We start from the raw sequence: 12,461 nt of genomic DNA, 5'->3' as shown, positions 1-12,461 counted from the left end.
ACTAGGCGGCAGTGGCAAGCAACGCATCCCAGTTGGCCAAGAGCGGCAAGTTCGGCGACCTGCGTCGCCGGCTGGTGTTCCTGGTCCTCGCGCTGGTGGTCTACCGCATCGGGGCGCACATCCCCGTGCCCGGTATCGATCCGGCGCAGCTTCAGCAGCTGTTCAAGGGCCAGCAGGGCGGGATCCTGAGCCTGTTCAACATGTTCTCGGGCGGTGCGCTGTCGCGCTTCACCGTCTTCGCGCTGGGCATCATGCCCTACATCTCGGCCTCGATCGTCATGCAGCTCATGACGTACGTGGTGCCGAGCCTGGAAGCGCTGAAGAAGGAAGGCGAGGCGGGGCGTCGCAAGATCACGCAGTACACGCGCTATGGCACGCTGGGCCTGGCGATCTTCCAGAGCTTGAGCATCGCTTTCGCGCTGGAGAGCTCGCCCGGTCTGGTGCTGAGCCCGGGCTTCGGTTTCCGCATCACTGCGGTGACCAGTCTGGTGGCCGGCACGATGTTCCTGATGTGGCTGGGTGAGCAGATCACCGAGCGCGGTCTGGGCAACGGCATCTCGATCCTGATCTTCGGCGGTATCGCCGCAGGTCTGCCGGGTGCGATCGGTGGCCTGCTGGAGCTGGTTCGTACCGGGGCGATGAGCGTGTTCTCGTGCCTGATCGTGATCGTGATCGTGGCCGCGGTGACTTACCTGGTCGTGTTCGTCGAACGTGGTCAGCGCAAGATCCTGGTGAACTACGCGAAGCGTCAGGTCGGGAACAAGGTCTACGGTGGTCAGAGTTCGCATCTGCCGCTGAAGCTGAACATGTCGGGCGTCATTCCGCCGATCTTCGCGTCGTCGATCATCCTGTTGCCCACCACGCTCGTGAGCTGGTTTGCAACTGGCGACAGCATGCGTTGGTTGAAGGACATCGCGGATGCGCTGCGTCCGGGACAACCGATCTATGTGCTGCTGTATTCGGCCGCGATCGTGTTCTTCTGCTTCTTCTACACGGCGCTGGTGTTCAACAGCCGTGAGACCGCAGACAACCTGAAGAAGAGCGGTGCCTTCATCCCCGGGATCCGTCCCGGTGATCAGACGGCTCGGCACATCGACAAGATCCTGTCTCGGCTGACGCTGGCGGGTGCGGTGTACATCACCGGCGTGTGCCTGCTGCCTGAGTTCCTGACGCTGAAGTACAACGTCCCGTTCTATTTCGGTGGCACGTCGCTGTTGATCATCGTGGTCGTCACGATGGACTTCTGGGCTCAGGTCCAGTCCTATGTGATGAGCCAGCAGTACGAGTCCCTGCTGAAGAAGGCCAGCTTCAAGGCCAACTGATGCACCAGGCTAGGTAAAAAATTCAGACCTAATTCGGCAAGTATCGAAGGTATGGCGAAAGACGACGTCATTCAGATGCAAGGCGAGATTCTTGAGAACCTCCCGAATGCAACCTTCCGAGTCAAGCTGGAGAACGGTCACGTCGTTCTCGGTCACATTTCCGGGAAGATGCGGATGCACTACATCCGAATCCTCCCCGGCGACAAAGTGACTGTTGAATTGACGCCGTACGATTTGAGTCGTGCTCGCATCGTGTTCCGGGCGAAGTGAGCTTTTTAGCAACCCCCGGATTAACGCTGATTGAGCGAACAGAGTAGGTCAAGGAGCAGACCATGAAAGTTTCGGCATCCGTCAAGAAGATGTGCCGCAATTGCAAGATCATCCGTCGTAATGGCGTGGTGCGTGTGATCTGTACCGATCCCCGCCACAAGCAGCGCCAAGGCTGATTGGCCTCACGACTGCAAGCGAATTAGAGGACGCACATGGCACGTATTGCTGGTATCAACATTCCGCCGCACAAGCACACCGAGATCGGTCTGACCTCGATCTACGGCATTGGCCGTACGACCGCGCAGAAGATCTGCAACAGCTGCGGCATTCCGCTGGACAAGAAGGTCAAGGACCTGACCGACTCCGATCTGGAAAAGATCCGTGAGGAAGTGGGCCGCCTGACCATCGAAGGCGACCTGCGTCGCGAGATGTCCATCAACATCAAGCGCCTGATGGACCTGGGTTGCTATCGTGGCTTCCGCCATCGCCGTGGCCTGCCGGTGCGCGGCCAGCGTACCCGCACGAATGCCCGTACCCGCAAGGGTCCGCGCAAGTCGGCCGCGACTGGCAAGAAGTAATCCGCGGCATCTGAAGAAAGCAAACCATGGCAAAAGCACCCAATAACTCGGCTGCCCAGCGCGTTCGCAAGAAGGTTCGCAAGAACGTTGCCGACGGCATCGCCCACGTGCACGCGTCGTTCAACAACACCATCATCACGATCACTGATCGTCAAGGTGGTGCGCTGTCCTGGGCCTCTTCGGGCGGCCAAGGCTTCAAGGGCTCGCGCAAGTCCACTCCTTTCGCGGCCCAGGTGGCTGCCGAAGTGGCCGGACGTGCCGCCCAGGAGCAGGGCATCAAGAACCTGGACGTGAAGATCAAGGGCCCGGGCCCGGGTCGCGAATCGTCGGTGCGTGCCCTGGCCGCACTGGGCATCCGCATCAACTCGATCTCTGACGTGACGCCGGTGCCGCACAACGGCTGCCGTCCGCAGAAGCGTCGCCGCATCTAAGCGGTTGCGCAAAGCGATCGCAATCAGTGCGATAATTGCGGATTCGATCCGATCCAGCCGGCTGGCGCGTCAGTGCCAGCCGGCCGTTTTGCTGAGGATGGTGGAAACGCCCCTCAGTCGAAGTCTCTGACTTCTTGAAGCCCACCGTCCGAGCCGACAAAAACACTGGCCGGACTCGCGCGCTGCCTGGAATGTCTCCGGGCGCGCGTCAGATTGATGAAGGACACGCAAAGTGGCACGTTACCTCGGCCCGAAGGCCAAACTTTCTCGCCGTGAAGGCACCGACCTGTTCCTGAAGAGCGCCCGTCGCGCCATCAGCGACAAGGCCAAGTTCGACACCAAGCCCGGCCAGCACGGCCGCACTTCGGGCCAGCGCACCTCCGACTTCGGCCTGCAGCTGCGCGAGAAGCAGAAGGTCAAGCGCATGTACGGTGTGCTGGAGCGCCAGTTCCGCCGCTACTTCGCCGAAGCCGAGCGCCGCAAGGGCTCGACCGGCGTGAACCTGCTGGTCCTGCTGGAATCGCGCCTGGACAACGTCGTCTATCGCATGGGCTTCGGCTCGACCCGCGCGGAAGCCCGCCAGCTGGTCTCGCACAAGAGCATCACCGTGAACGGCGAAGTCGTGAACATCGCCTCCTACCTGGTGAAGGCCGGCGACGTTGTCGCCGTGCGCGAGAAGGCCAAGAAGCAGCTGCGCATCGTCGACAGCCTGAAGCTGGCTGAGTCGATCGGCCTGCCGGCCTGGGTGGCCGTCGACGCCACCAAGATGGAAGGTGTCTTCAAGAAGACGCCGGATCGCGACGAGTTCGGCGCCGAGATCAACGAATCGCTGATCGTTGAGTTGTACTCGCGTTAATTCTTTCGTGCCTGCCGAGCGGCCCCGCAGGGGCCTGCTCGGCTTTTCCTCGTCCGGGCGTCGTCAGCTGTATTGGGCGCGCCTGGTTGGTCCCTCAGCCTTATCGGTGTAACGAACCGAGGGTATTGAAAGAAAGACCTCATGCAAACGAATCTGCTCAAACCCAAATCCATCACTGTGGAGCCCCTGGGCGGTCATCGCGCCAAGGTGATCCTGGAGCCGTTCGAACGCGGCTATGGCCACACCCTGGGCAACGCCCTGCGCCGTGTGCTGCTGTCCTCGATGGTGGGTTATGCGCCGACGGAAGTGACGATCGCGGGCGTGCTGCACGAGTACTCCGCCATCGACGGCGTTCAGGAAGATGTGGTCCACATCATGCTGAACCTGAAGGGCGTGGTGTTCCGCCTGCACAACCGTGAGGAAGTGACGCTGGTCCTGCGCAAGGAAGGCGAAGGCCCCGTCACCGCCGCCGACATCCAGACCCCGCACGACGTCGAGATCATCAACCCCGATCACGTCATCGCCCACCTGTCGCAAGGCGGCAAGCTGGACATGCAGATCAAGGTCGAGAAGGGCCGTGGCTACGTCCCCGGCAACATGCGCCGCTACGGCGACGAGCCGACCAAGGCCATCGGCCGCATCGTGCTGGACGCTTCGTTCAGCCCGGTCAAGCGCGTCAGCTATGCCGTCGAGAACGCCCGCGTCGAGCAGCGTACCGACCTGGACAAGCTGGTCATGGAGATCGAGACCAACGGCGCGATCAGCCCCGAGGAAGCGATCCGTGCCTCGGCCAAGATCCTGGTCGAGCAGATGGCCGTGTTCGCGCAGCTGCAAGGCACCGATCTGGTCGACGTGTTCGACCAGGCGCCGGCTGCCCGCTCCAGCAGCTTCGATCCGATCCTGCTGCGTCCGGTCGACGAGCTCGAGCTGACCGTGCGCTCGGCCAACTGCCTGAAGGCCGAGAACATCTATTACATCGGTGACCTGATCCAGCGCACCGAGACCGAGCTGCTGAAGACCCCGAACCTGGGTCGCAAGTCGCTCAACGAGATCAAGGAAGTCCTCGCTTCGCGCGGCCTGACCCTGGGCTCGCGTCTCGAGAACTGGCCGCCCCAAGGTCTCGACAAGCGTTGATTTTTGAAATGGACGGGTCCTTGACCTGTCCGGTGCCCCCGGCAGTACCTGATCCGGCTGCCGGCAATAACTGAAGGAAGGAAAGCACCATGCGCCACCGTAACGGCCTCCGCAAACTGAACCGCACCAGCGAACACCGCGCCGCGATGTTCCGCAACATGGCGGTTTCGCTGCTCCAGCACGAAGCGATCAAGACCACGCTGCCCAAGGCGAAGGAACTGCGTCGCATCGTCGAGCCGCTGATCACCCTGGCCAAGGAGCCGACCGTCGCCAACCGTCGTCTGGCGTTCAACCGCCTGCGCGACCGCGACATCGTCGTCAAGCTGTTCAATGAACTGGGCCCCCGTTTCGCCACCCGTCCGGGCGGCTACACCCGCATCCTGAAGATGGGCTTCCGTGTCGGCGACAACGCCCCGATGGCGTACGTCGAGCTGGTCGACCGTCCGGAAGCGGCTGAAGGCGAAGCCGCTGAATAATCGGCGACTCGCTCATGCGCATGAAGGCCAGCAGCAATGCTGGCCTTTTTTCTTGTGTATCCGCGATACGCGCAACGCAGGCGGGGCATGGCGCTTCTCCAACGTCATGACGTCTCGCTTGGCGCTAAGCTTCGCGCCTTTGCGATCTCTCGACGACGCGGTCCACGAAGCCGCATGCGTCCCGCGTTCATGACTTCTTCTGCCTTGATGCGACGGTTGGTGCCGGCGCTGTTCCTGTTGATGACGCTGGTGTCGGTCTTGATGGCCCTGCCGGCCCGTGCCGACGACTTCCTCGACCCGGAACAGGCTTTCAAGGTCGATGTGCAGCTGACCGGCGATCGCGAGTTCCAATTGAACTTCACGATCGCGCCCGGCTATTACATGTACCGCGACCAGTTCAAGCTGGAGCCCGCCGGAGCGACCTTGGGCGACATCGCCTGGCCGACGCCCAAGCGCAAGTTCGACGAGACCTTCCAGAAGGAAGTCGAGACCTACCGCGATCGGCTGAGCATCAAGGTGCCGGTGGCGGCCTTGCAGGCAGCGCCATTGAAGCTGGTGCTGACGGGCCAAGGCTGTGCGGACAAGGGCTTGTGCTATCCGCCGATGAAGAGCGAACTGACGCTCGGCCTCAAGGGCTTCGGTGGTGACGGGGGAGTGAAGATCGGCGCGGCGCCGGACGCGCTGAGCGGCTTCGGCGTATCGAACGCGGTCGCATCGACGCCCACAGACGCGACCCCTGCCAAGTCCGAGTCCTCAGGCTCAGGCGCCGCCGCACCTCTTTCGGGTGGCTCACCGCTGGACGACGTCCTGGCCTCGGGCCGCCTGTGGCTCGTCATCGGTGCGTTCTTCGCGGCTGGCGTGCTGCTGTCGCTGACCCCTTGCGTGCTGCCGATGCTGCCGATCCTGTCTTCGATCATCGTCGGCCAAGGCGGTACGCCGTCGCGGGCGCGCGGCTTCTTCCTGGCCTTCAGCTACTCGCTGGGTATGGCGCTGCTGTACACGGCGCTGGGAGTCGCGGCAGGCCTTGCGGGCGGAGGCTTGGCGGCCTACCTCCAGAAGCCTTGGGTTCTGACGCTGTTCGCGCTGCTCCTGATCGGCTTCTCGCTGTCGATGTTCGGCGTCTACGAGATCCAGTTGCCGAGCCGCTTCACCGGCGGCGTATCCGACGCGACCCAGCGCCTGCCCGCCGGCAAGTTCTTCAGCGTCTTCGTGATGGGCGGCCTGTCGGCGCTGATCGTCAGCCCTTGTGTCGCGGCGCCGCTGGCAGGCGCGCTGCTTTACATCAGCCAGACCGGCAATGTCGCGATCGGGGGCCTGGCGCTGTTCGCGCTGGCCTGGGGCATGAGCGTCCCGCTGCTGCTGCTCGGCCTGTCGGCGGGCACCTTGCTGCCGCGCGCGGGCCCCTGGATGGAGACGGTCAAGTACTTCTTCGGGCTGCTGCTCCTGTCGGTCGCGCTGTGGATCGTGCAGCCGGTGCTGCCGGCGGTCGTTGCACAACTGCTCTGGGGGGCGCTGTTGATCGCGCTGGCTGCTTTGCTGGGGCTCTTCCAGCGCGTCGAGACCAACACGCCTCGCGTGTGGCTCCGCAAGAGCGCGGCCGTGGCGGCGATGGTCTTCGGCGTGGCGCAGTTCATCGGCGTCGCCGCCGGCGGCACCGACACGCTGAAGCCGTTGGCAGGCGTCGTCGGCGTGGGCAAGGGCGCCTCGGCAGTTGCGGCTACGGGCGAGCCCGCCGCCGTGAATTTCCGAAAGGTCAAGAGCGTCGCCGAACTCGACGAGGCGCTGCGCACCGCCGGCAAGCCGGTGATGCTGGACTTCTACGCCGACTGGTGCGTCTCCTGCAAGGAGATGGAGCGCTTCACCTTCACCGATGCGCGAGTGCAGGCGAAGCTTGCCGGCGCGCTCCTGCTCAAGGCCGATGTCACGGCGAACAACGCTGAAGACCGAGAACTGCTCAAGCGCTTCAAGCTGTTCGGTCCTCCCGGCACGATCTTCTTCGACCCGAAGGGCGAGGAATTGACTGGCGTTCGGGTGATCGGCTTCCAGGATGCCCAGCGCTTCCTGCAGTCGCTGCAGGCGGCCGGCCTTTGAATATCGCGAAGACCGTCGCCACAAGTTGAGACAGCGGTCGATTCCGTGCTACACTCTCTTTCTTCGATCGCGGGGTGGAGCAGTCTGGTAGCTCGTTGGGCTCATAACCCAAAGGTCGTAGGTTCAAATCCTGCCCCCGCAACCAGAACATCGAACGTTGTCCACGGACAGCGTTGTTGTCGGATCGACACGAAGGCCAACAGGCTCCGTGCGATGCGATCAACCAACCGGTGATTCGGCGCCTGCCGATCGCCACACACCACAGCCGCGGGGTGGAGCAGTCTGGTAGCTCGTTGGGCTCATAACCCAAAGGTCGTAGGTTCAAATCCTGCCCCCGCAACCAATCGAACAAGGGCCCTCACGCGAGGGCCCTTTGTTTTTTCCAGCGCTTGCTCAGGTCACGCGCAGCTTCGGACCTTCTCCGGCCGCCGTGACGCGCCCGATGGCGGCAGCCGCGTCGAACCCGTGACGGGCAAAGATTTCGAGCACTGCGCCGACCGCTGCTGGAGAGCAGGACACGAGCAAGCCACCACTCGTCTGCGGATCGCTCAAGAGCGCCTGTGCCTGCGAAGGCAGCGAGCCGGCCAGCGACACCTCCGCGCCGTACGCGGCCCAGTTGCGGCCTGATGCGCCGGTCACGAAGCCATCGCCCGCAAGTGTCTGCACGCCATCGAGCAGTGGTACCGCAGCCCAATCGATCTCCACGCTGCAGCCCGACCCGCGCGCGATCTCCAGGGCATGTCCCGCCAAGCCAAAGCCGGTGACATCGGTGAGGGCATGCACGCCGTCCAGCGCAGCCAGCTCCGGCCCCGGGGTGTTCAGTTTGGTGGTGGTCGCGAGCATCCGCTGATAGGCCGCGTCATCGAGCTTCCCCTTCTTGAGCGCTGCTGACATCACGCCAACGCCCAGCGCCTTGCCCAGCATCAACGCGTCGCCGGCGCGGGCATCCGCGTTGCGCTTCACCCGCGATGGATGCACCAGCCCCAGCGCCACGAGGCCATAGATCGGCTCGACCGAATCGATCGTGTGGCCGCCCGCGATCGGAATGCCGGCCTCACGACAGACGGACGCACCGCCTTCGAGGATCCTGCCGATGGTCGCGGTGCTCAAGACCGCGATCGGCATGCCGACGAGGGCCAGCGCCATGATGGGTTTGCCGCCCATCGCATAGACATCGCTGATCGCGTTGGTCGCGGCGATGCGACCGAAGTCATGCGGATCGTCGACGATCGGCATGAAGAAGTCGGTGGTGGCGATCAGCGCCTGTTCGTCATTGAGCCGGTAGACGGCAGCGTCATCTGCCGTCTCGATCCCGACAAGCAATTCGCGGGGCACCGGCAGGGCGCTCGTCCCCTTGAGGATTTCCGAGAGCACACCCGGCGCGATCTTGCAGCCGCAGCCGCCGCCGTGCGACAGCGAGGTCAGTCGGGGTTCGGATGGGGGAGGGGTGGGGGAGGGATTCATGGCCGGGCAGCTTACCGCGCGCCGGCTCCACCGATTGGGTGAGTTCGCTCAGCCAGACCCTGCTGAAGGGCGATGAATGCGTCCATCGCGGCCCAAAGCGGCGCGTAGCGCGACTCGTCGCCATCGATTTGCGCCAACGCGAGGGCGCTGGCCTCGAGCGTGCTGCGTTGCGACTCTGCTTGCGCACGTCGGATGGCGTAGCGGGAAGGCGGGGGCGCATCGAGCGCCAGCCGCGGGAGGGCTTGCAGCCAGCGGTTCTCATGGAGCAGCCGCCGACTGCGGCGCCAGGTGCCGTCCAGGACAACGAGGGTGGTGGGCGATGGCGGACCGGGGTGGACGGCTCCGCGCTGCAGCCCGAGGTCGTGCGCCGGCGCGGGTCTCGCAAGCGCGGCATTGCCATGCGTTGCCGGGTACAGCAGCACGAGGCCGGCGGTCGAGGCCGGTGGATCGAATCGTTCGCCGACACGCAGCTCGACGCGCGACAGGCAGCGCGTCAGCAGGCCTGCCGTGCCCTTGGTCTGTTCGGCCTCGTCCGGATCCTGGAGGATCAGCAGCGGGGTGAGGTTGTCGACCGGTCGCACGCAGGCGCACCAGCAGCCGACCAACGGTCGGCCGCAGCCATGGCAACGGGCACGACGCCCGGCGAGGCCACCGCGCTGGGGGCGCTCGTCGGCAGCCATCGTGGTGGGCGCGTCAGCGCGTGGTCAGCCGATCAGCGCGGCTGGCGCGGAGGCTTTCGGCCTTCGTTCGGACGGCCGTCACGGCGTGGGCCATCGCCGCGCGTGGCCTGGCCAGGACCGCCAGGACGTCCTTCACCACGAGGGCCGCCACGGCGATGCTCCTGGCCTCTGGGCGGCCGGTCGTTGCGCTCCTGGCGCGGCGGCTGTTGCGCCTCTTCCTCGCGTGCCAGCTTCAACTGGGTGTCGAGCTGCTCCTGCGTCAGGCCCTTGAGCGCGCAGAAGTTCGCAGGAGTGAGCGTGGTGCGCGAGAAGTCGCGCAGCAACTGTGCGCGCTCCTGGCGGCCGCGGTCTTCCTCGGCGCGGCGCGCCTCGGTGATGCCCCGTCGGCGAGTCAGCTCTTCCTGCGCGGCGTTGCGGTGCTCGTCGCTCAACTCGCCGGCGGGTTGGCCGTCCAGGTCGAAGCGGGTCTTGGCACGGGTCAGCGCGATCAGGTAACCGGTGCCGCCGGTGTAGCGCCGCAGGAAAGCCGACAGCTGTGCCTTCGTGAACTGACCTGGCGCACGCTGCTGGATGTCGGCCTGGACCCGCAGCTTCAGTGGCTTCGCGCCGCCGCCGAACAGGGCAGGGAAGAGTTCCTTCAGCTTGGCGGCGACCGCCTGCACGTCGACGCGTCCGCCTTCGGCGGGTTTGGCCGAACTCGACGGGGCGCTCGCATCGGACGGGCTGGCCTCGGCGGCTGCATCGCCCGCTTCCGGGGAGGGCTCGGCGTCAGCTTGCGGCGCGGTCAGCGCGGCGTCAGTCGTCTCGGCGACGGGAGCCTTCGGGTCCGGGATTTCGGGGGAGGTCACTTCGCCTTGCGGCGGGGTGCTGGAGGACATGCATCAAGCGGCGCGGGGCCGGCCTTCGGGAAAAAGGGGGATTGTGCCCATAGCCGCGCGGGCGTGGCAATTCGCGCCGATCGACGGCGGCCGTCCGTCCTGCCTGAGAACAGCCGCCGGGAAGGGGAATCAGGTCTTCGGTTCGCAGGCGGGCTTGCAGACCAGTTCGGTCCGGCCCAGGATGCGCTTGGACTGCAGGCTGCTCGGAGGACGGTGCCGACCGCACTTGAAGCAGGAACGGGTCTGGCCGCTACCCTGAAACGGCGACCCTCCCAGCTTGGAGGCGTAGCGCAGGCCGTCTTCCCGAACGGCGGTGCTGGTGTCTTTGCTCATGGTCTCGCTTCGCTTGGCGCTCTTGTTCGCACCGGCGGGGTCGTGTCCCGGCGGTGCATCGATTCCCTCGCGATCCATATTAGGTGGGGCGTATGACGCCCCGCTACATCGCTTGCCCGGGGGTGAAAGCACCGGCCGACGAACGGTCGCAATTGCGCCGACAATCGCCCGCTCCCGGGCGGGCCCGGTGTTCGAGGACCATGGCCAAACTGTTTTTCCGCTACGCCGCGATGAATGCCGGCAAGTCCACCGCCCTGCTGCAGGTGGCGCACAACTATGAAGAGCGCGGCCATGCGGTGCGCCTGTTCACCGCCGGCGTCGACGACCGCTATGGCAAGGGCTTCATCACCTCGCGGCTGGGGCCGCAGCGCGTGGCGGAGGTGTTCACCGCCGAGACGGACTTCCGCGCGCTGATCACGCAGTCGCCGGGCATCGCCTGCATCCTGCTGGACGAGGCGCAGTTCCTCACGCAGGACCAGGTCTGGTCGCTCCATGAGATCGCGCACATGCGGCATGTGCCCGTGATCTGCTACGGGCTGCGAACCGACTTCCGGGGGGCCTTGTTCACCGGTTCCGCGGCGCTGCTGGCGCTGGCCGACGAGATGGACGAGATGAAGACCATCTGCGACTGCGGCCGCAAGGCGACGATGAACATGCGTGTCGACGCCGCCGGCCGGAAGCTGACCGAGGGCGCGCAGGTCGAGATCGGCGGCAACTCCCGTTACCGCGCGGTCTGTGGACGCTGCTTCAGGGCGTCCTGAGGACATGGCGTCCTACGGACGCCGGGTAAGCCTGGGCTTACTTCTTGGTCGCCAGCTGCTCTTCCAGTTCCTTGCAGGACGGAGCGCAGACCGGCTGGGACTTGCCCAGCAGCTTGCGGGACTTCAGCAGCGCACGGGGGCGATGCTTGCCGCAAAGGAAGCACGACATGGTCGCCGCGCCAAATGACGAGGTCGCCGCGAAGGGCGAGCCGGGAGCTTTAGAGCGATAGCGCAGACCATCGGCTTCGATGGTCGTCTTGGTCGTATCCTTGGCCACGCTGATCCTGATCCTGATAAGAGTTTGAAATGCCGCGCCGACCGTCCCAAGTTCCCCCCAGGGACAGACGGCGAAACCCGTATTTTCCTATAAGCCGGACCCTCCCCGTACCGGGGCATCGCTAATGACCTCGCGCGAAGGTCGCCCGAATCGGTTGCAAGAGACATTCGTCGCACCGGCGGGCCTGTAACACAGGCTCGGGGCCGCTTGGCAGCGTTTAGGGAAAACACCTAGAATGCCGCCCGCGCCGTTCACCGTGGCGTCAATCACAAGGACACATGAGGGAGCGAGCGCAGCGATGGAAAGGATCGAGGGGCTGTTTGCCGCCATGCGGGCGGCAAGTCAGGAACTGGAATGGCCGGCGACCGAAGCTCGCGACAGCGGCCTGGAGACCGCCGGCGATCTGGCCGAGCGCTACGCGCTGGCCATCAGCGAGGCCCTGTGCGGTCACTTCCGCAGTTCGCACGCGAGCCTCTGGCTGCTCGACGGCGAACCGGGCGCCTACCGCCTGCGCTGCCTCGGCGCCCACGCGATCGACGGACCGAGCCGCCAGCCGCCGGTTTGCGAGCAGCGCGCCTATCCCGGCTATTTCGACGCCTTGCTGTCCGAAGGCGTCTTCAACTGCGCCGATGCGCGCGTCGACCCCCGTTTGAGCGCCCTGCAGCCCCCGCCGACCTGGCGCGCGATGCTGGACGTCAGCGGCCAGATCAACGGCCGGACCTTCGGCGTGATCGCGCTGGGGGAGCGAGATGAGGCCCGGGTGTGGACCAAACGTGAGGAACTCGACCTACGCCGCGCCACCGCGAAGGTCTGCCTGCACCTGCACACCTGGCGCCACGAGTTGGAAACGGTCTGACGGCCGCCTGACGCAGGCGGCGACCATCCTGCCCTCGTGCCCCCGTCAGGGCGC

Annotated in this window: 16 protein-coding genes and 2 tRNA genes; 13 read left to right on the top strand and 5 right to left on the bottom strand. The window is 65.1% G+C overall.

Annotation, left to right across the window (positions count from 1 at the left end; genetic code table 11):
- Positions 1-11: 11 nt before the first annotated feature.
- The 11 genes from secY (at position 12) to CS062_RS04490 (ending at position 7,501) form a co-directional block, all read left to right on the top strand.
- The gene (gene secY / locus CS062_RS04540; RefSeq protein ID WP_091728053.1) at positions 12-1,322 is read left to right on the top strand and encodes a preprotein translocase subunit SecY; all 1,311 of its coding nucleotides are present in this window, start codon (positions 12-14) and stop codon (positions 1,320-1,322) included.
- Positions 1,323-1,373: 51 nt separating this feature from the next.
- Positions 1,374-1,592 (top strand): translation initiation factor IF-1, encoded by a 219-nt coding sequence (gene infA, locus CS062_RS04535; protein ID WP_009855680.1) that lies wholly within the window; start codon positions 1,374-1,376, stop codon positions 1,590-1,592.
- Positions 1,593-1,654: 62 nt separating this feature from the next.
- On the top strand, positions 1,655-1,768 hold the full coding sequence (gene rpmJ / locus CS062_RS04530; RefSeq protein ID WP_058933616.1) for a 50S ribosomal protein L36: 114 nt from the start codon (positions 1,655-1,657) through the stop codon (positions 1,766-1,768).
- Between the two features lie 36 nt (positions 1,769-1,804).
- Positions 1,805-2,170, top strand: a complete 366-nt coding sequence (rpsM, locus tag CS062_RS04525) for a 30S ribosomal protein S13 (protein WP_091728051.1) — start codon at positions 1,805-1,807, stop codon at positions 2,168-2,170.
- A 26-nt stretch (positions 2,171-2,196) separates the two neighbouring features.
- Complete coding sequence (rpsK, locus tag CS062_RS04520) at positions 2,197-2,601, top strand: 30S ribosomal protein S11 (RefSeq protein ID WP_056194196.1); 405 nt, start codon at positions 2,197-2,199, stop codon at positions 2,599-2,601.
- Between the two features lie 232 nt (positions 2,602-2,833).
- The gene (gene rpsD / locus CS062_RS04515; RefSeq protein WP_091728049.1) at positions 2,834-3,457 is read left to right on the top strand and encodes a 30S ribosomal protein S4; all 624 of its coding nucleotides are present in this window, start codon (positions 2,834-2,836) and stop codon (positions 3,455-3,457) included.
- Between the two features lie 141 nt (positions 3,458-3,598).
- Positions 3,599-4,591 carry a DNA-directed RNA polymerase subunit alpha gene (locus tag CS062_RS04510; protein WP_067278809.1) on the top strand — a complete coding sequence of 331 codons (993 nt, stop codon included), beginning with the start codon at positions 3,599-3,601 and terminating at the stop codon, positions 4,589-4,591.
- An 89-nt stretch (positions 4,592-4,680) separates the two neighbouring features.
- Positions 4,681-5,067 carry a 50S ribosomal protein L17 gene (rplQ, locus tag CS062_RS04505; RefSeq protein WP_099860289.1) on the top strand — a complete coding sequence of 129 codons (387 nt, stop codon included), beginning with the start codon at positions 4,681-4,683 and terminating at the stop codon, positions 5,065-5,067.
- A gap of 189 nt (positions 5,068-5,256) precedes the next feature.
- Positions 5,257-7,158, top strand: coding sequence for a protein-disulfide reductase DsbD (gene dsbD, locus CS062_RS04500; protein WP_099860328.1), 1,902 nt, complete (start codon positions 5,257-5,259; stop codon positions 7,156-7,158).
- A gap of 68 nt (positions 7,159-7,226) precedes the next feature.
- Positions 7,227-7,303: transfer RNA gene (locus CS062_RS04495), tRNA-Met, on the top strand.
- A 121-nt stretch (positions 7,304-7,424) separates the two neighbouring features.
- Positions 7,425-7,501 (top strand) — tRNA-Met (locus tag CS062_RS04490).
- A 50-nt stretch (positions 7,502-7,551) separates the two neighbouring features.
- Here the strand turns inward: CS062_RS04490 and selD are convergent.
- From selD to CS062_RS04470, 4 genes are all read right to left on the bottom strand, one after another.
- Entirely contained in the window at positions 7,552-8,622 is a 1,071-nt protein-coding gene (gene selD / locus CS062_RS04485; protein ID WP_099860288.1) for a selenide, water dikinase SelD, read from the bottom strand.
- 11 nt (positions 8,623-8,633) lie between these two features.
- Positions 8,634-9,302: a tRNA-uridine aminocarboxypropyltransferase gene (locus CS062_RS04480; protein ID WP_099860287.1), complete on the bottom strand. Its 669-nt coding sequence runs from the start codon at positions 9,300-9,302 to the stop codon at positions 8,634-8,636.
- Between the two features lie 32 nt (positions 9,303-9,334).
- Positions 9,335-10,180, bottom strand: coding sequence for a ProQ/FINO family protein (locus CS062_RS04475; protein ID WP_099860286.1), 846 nt, complete (start codon positions 10,178-10,180; stop codon positions 9,335-9,337).
- A gap of 129 nt (positions 10,181-10,309) precedes the next feature.
- The gene (locus tag CS062_RS04470; protein WP_091728034.1) at positions 10,310-10,513 is read right to left on the bottom strand and encodes a hypothetical protein; all 204 of its coding nucleotides are present in this window, start codon (positions 10,511-10,513) and stop codon (positions 10,310-10,312) included.
- A 200-nt stretch (positions 10,514-10,713) separates the two neighbouring features.
- Between CS062_RS04470 and CS062_RS04465 the strand changes: the two genes are divergently transcribed.
- Entirely contained in the window at positions 10,714-11,274 is a 561-nt protein-coding gene (locus CS062_RS04465; RefSeq protein ID WP_099860285.1) for a thymidine kinase, read from the top strand.
- 37 nt (positions 11,275-11,311) lie between these two features.
- Here the strand turns inward: CS062_RS04465 and CS062_RS04460 are convergent, their stop codons facing one another.
- A complete protein-coding gene (locus CS062_RS04460) occupies positions 11,312-11,551 on the bottom strand; it encodes a hypothetical protein (RefSeq protein ID WP_091728029.1) in 240 nt (79 codons plus the stop codon).
- A 298-nt stretch (positions 11,552-11,849) separates the two neighbouring features.
- On the opposite strand from CS062_RS04460, the gene CS062_RS04455 reads away from it, so the two are divergent.
- Positions 11,850-12,407, top strand: coding sequence for a GAF domain-containing protein (locus CS062_RS04455; protein WP_143742250.1), 558 nt, complete (start codon positions 11,850-11,852; stop codon positions 12,405-12,407).
- The last annotated feature ends 54 nt before the right edge of the window (positions 12,408-12,461 follow it).

Source organism: Roseateles chitinivorans, assembly GCF_002761755.1.
GTDB lineage: Bacteria > Pseudomonadota > Gammaproteobacteria > Burkholderiales > Burkholderiaceae_C > Roseateles > Roseateles chitinivorans.
This window is presented reverse-complemented; position numbering and strand designations above follow the sequence as displayed.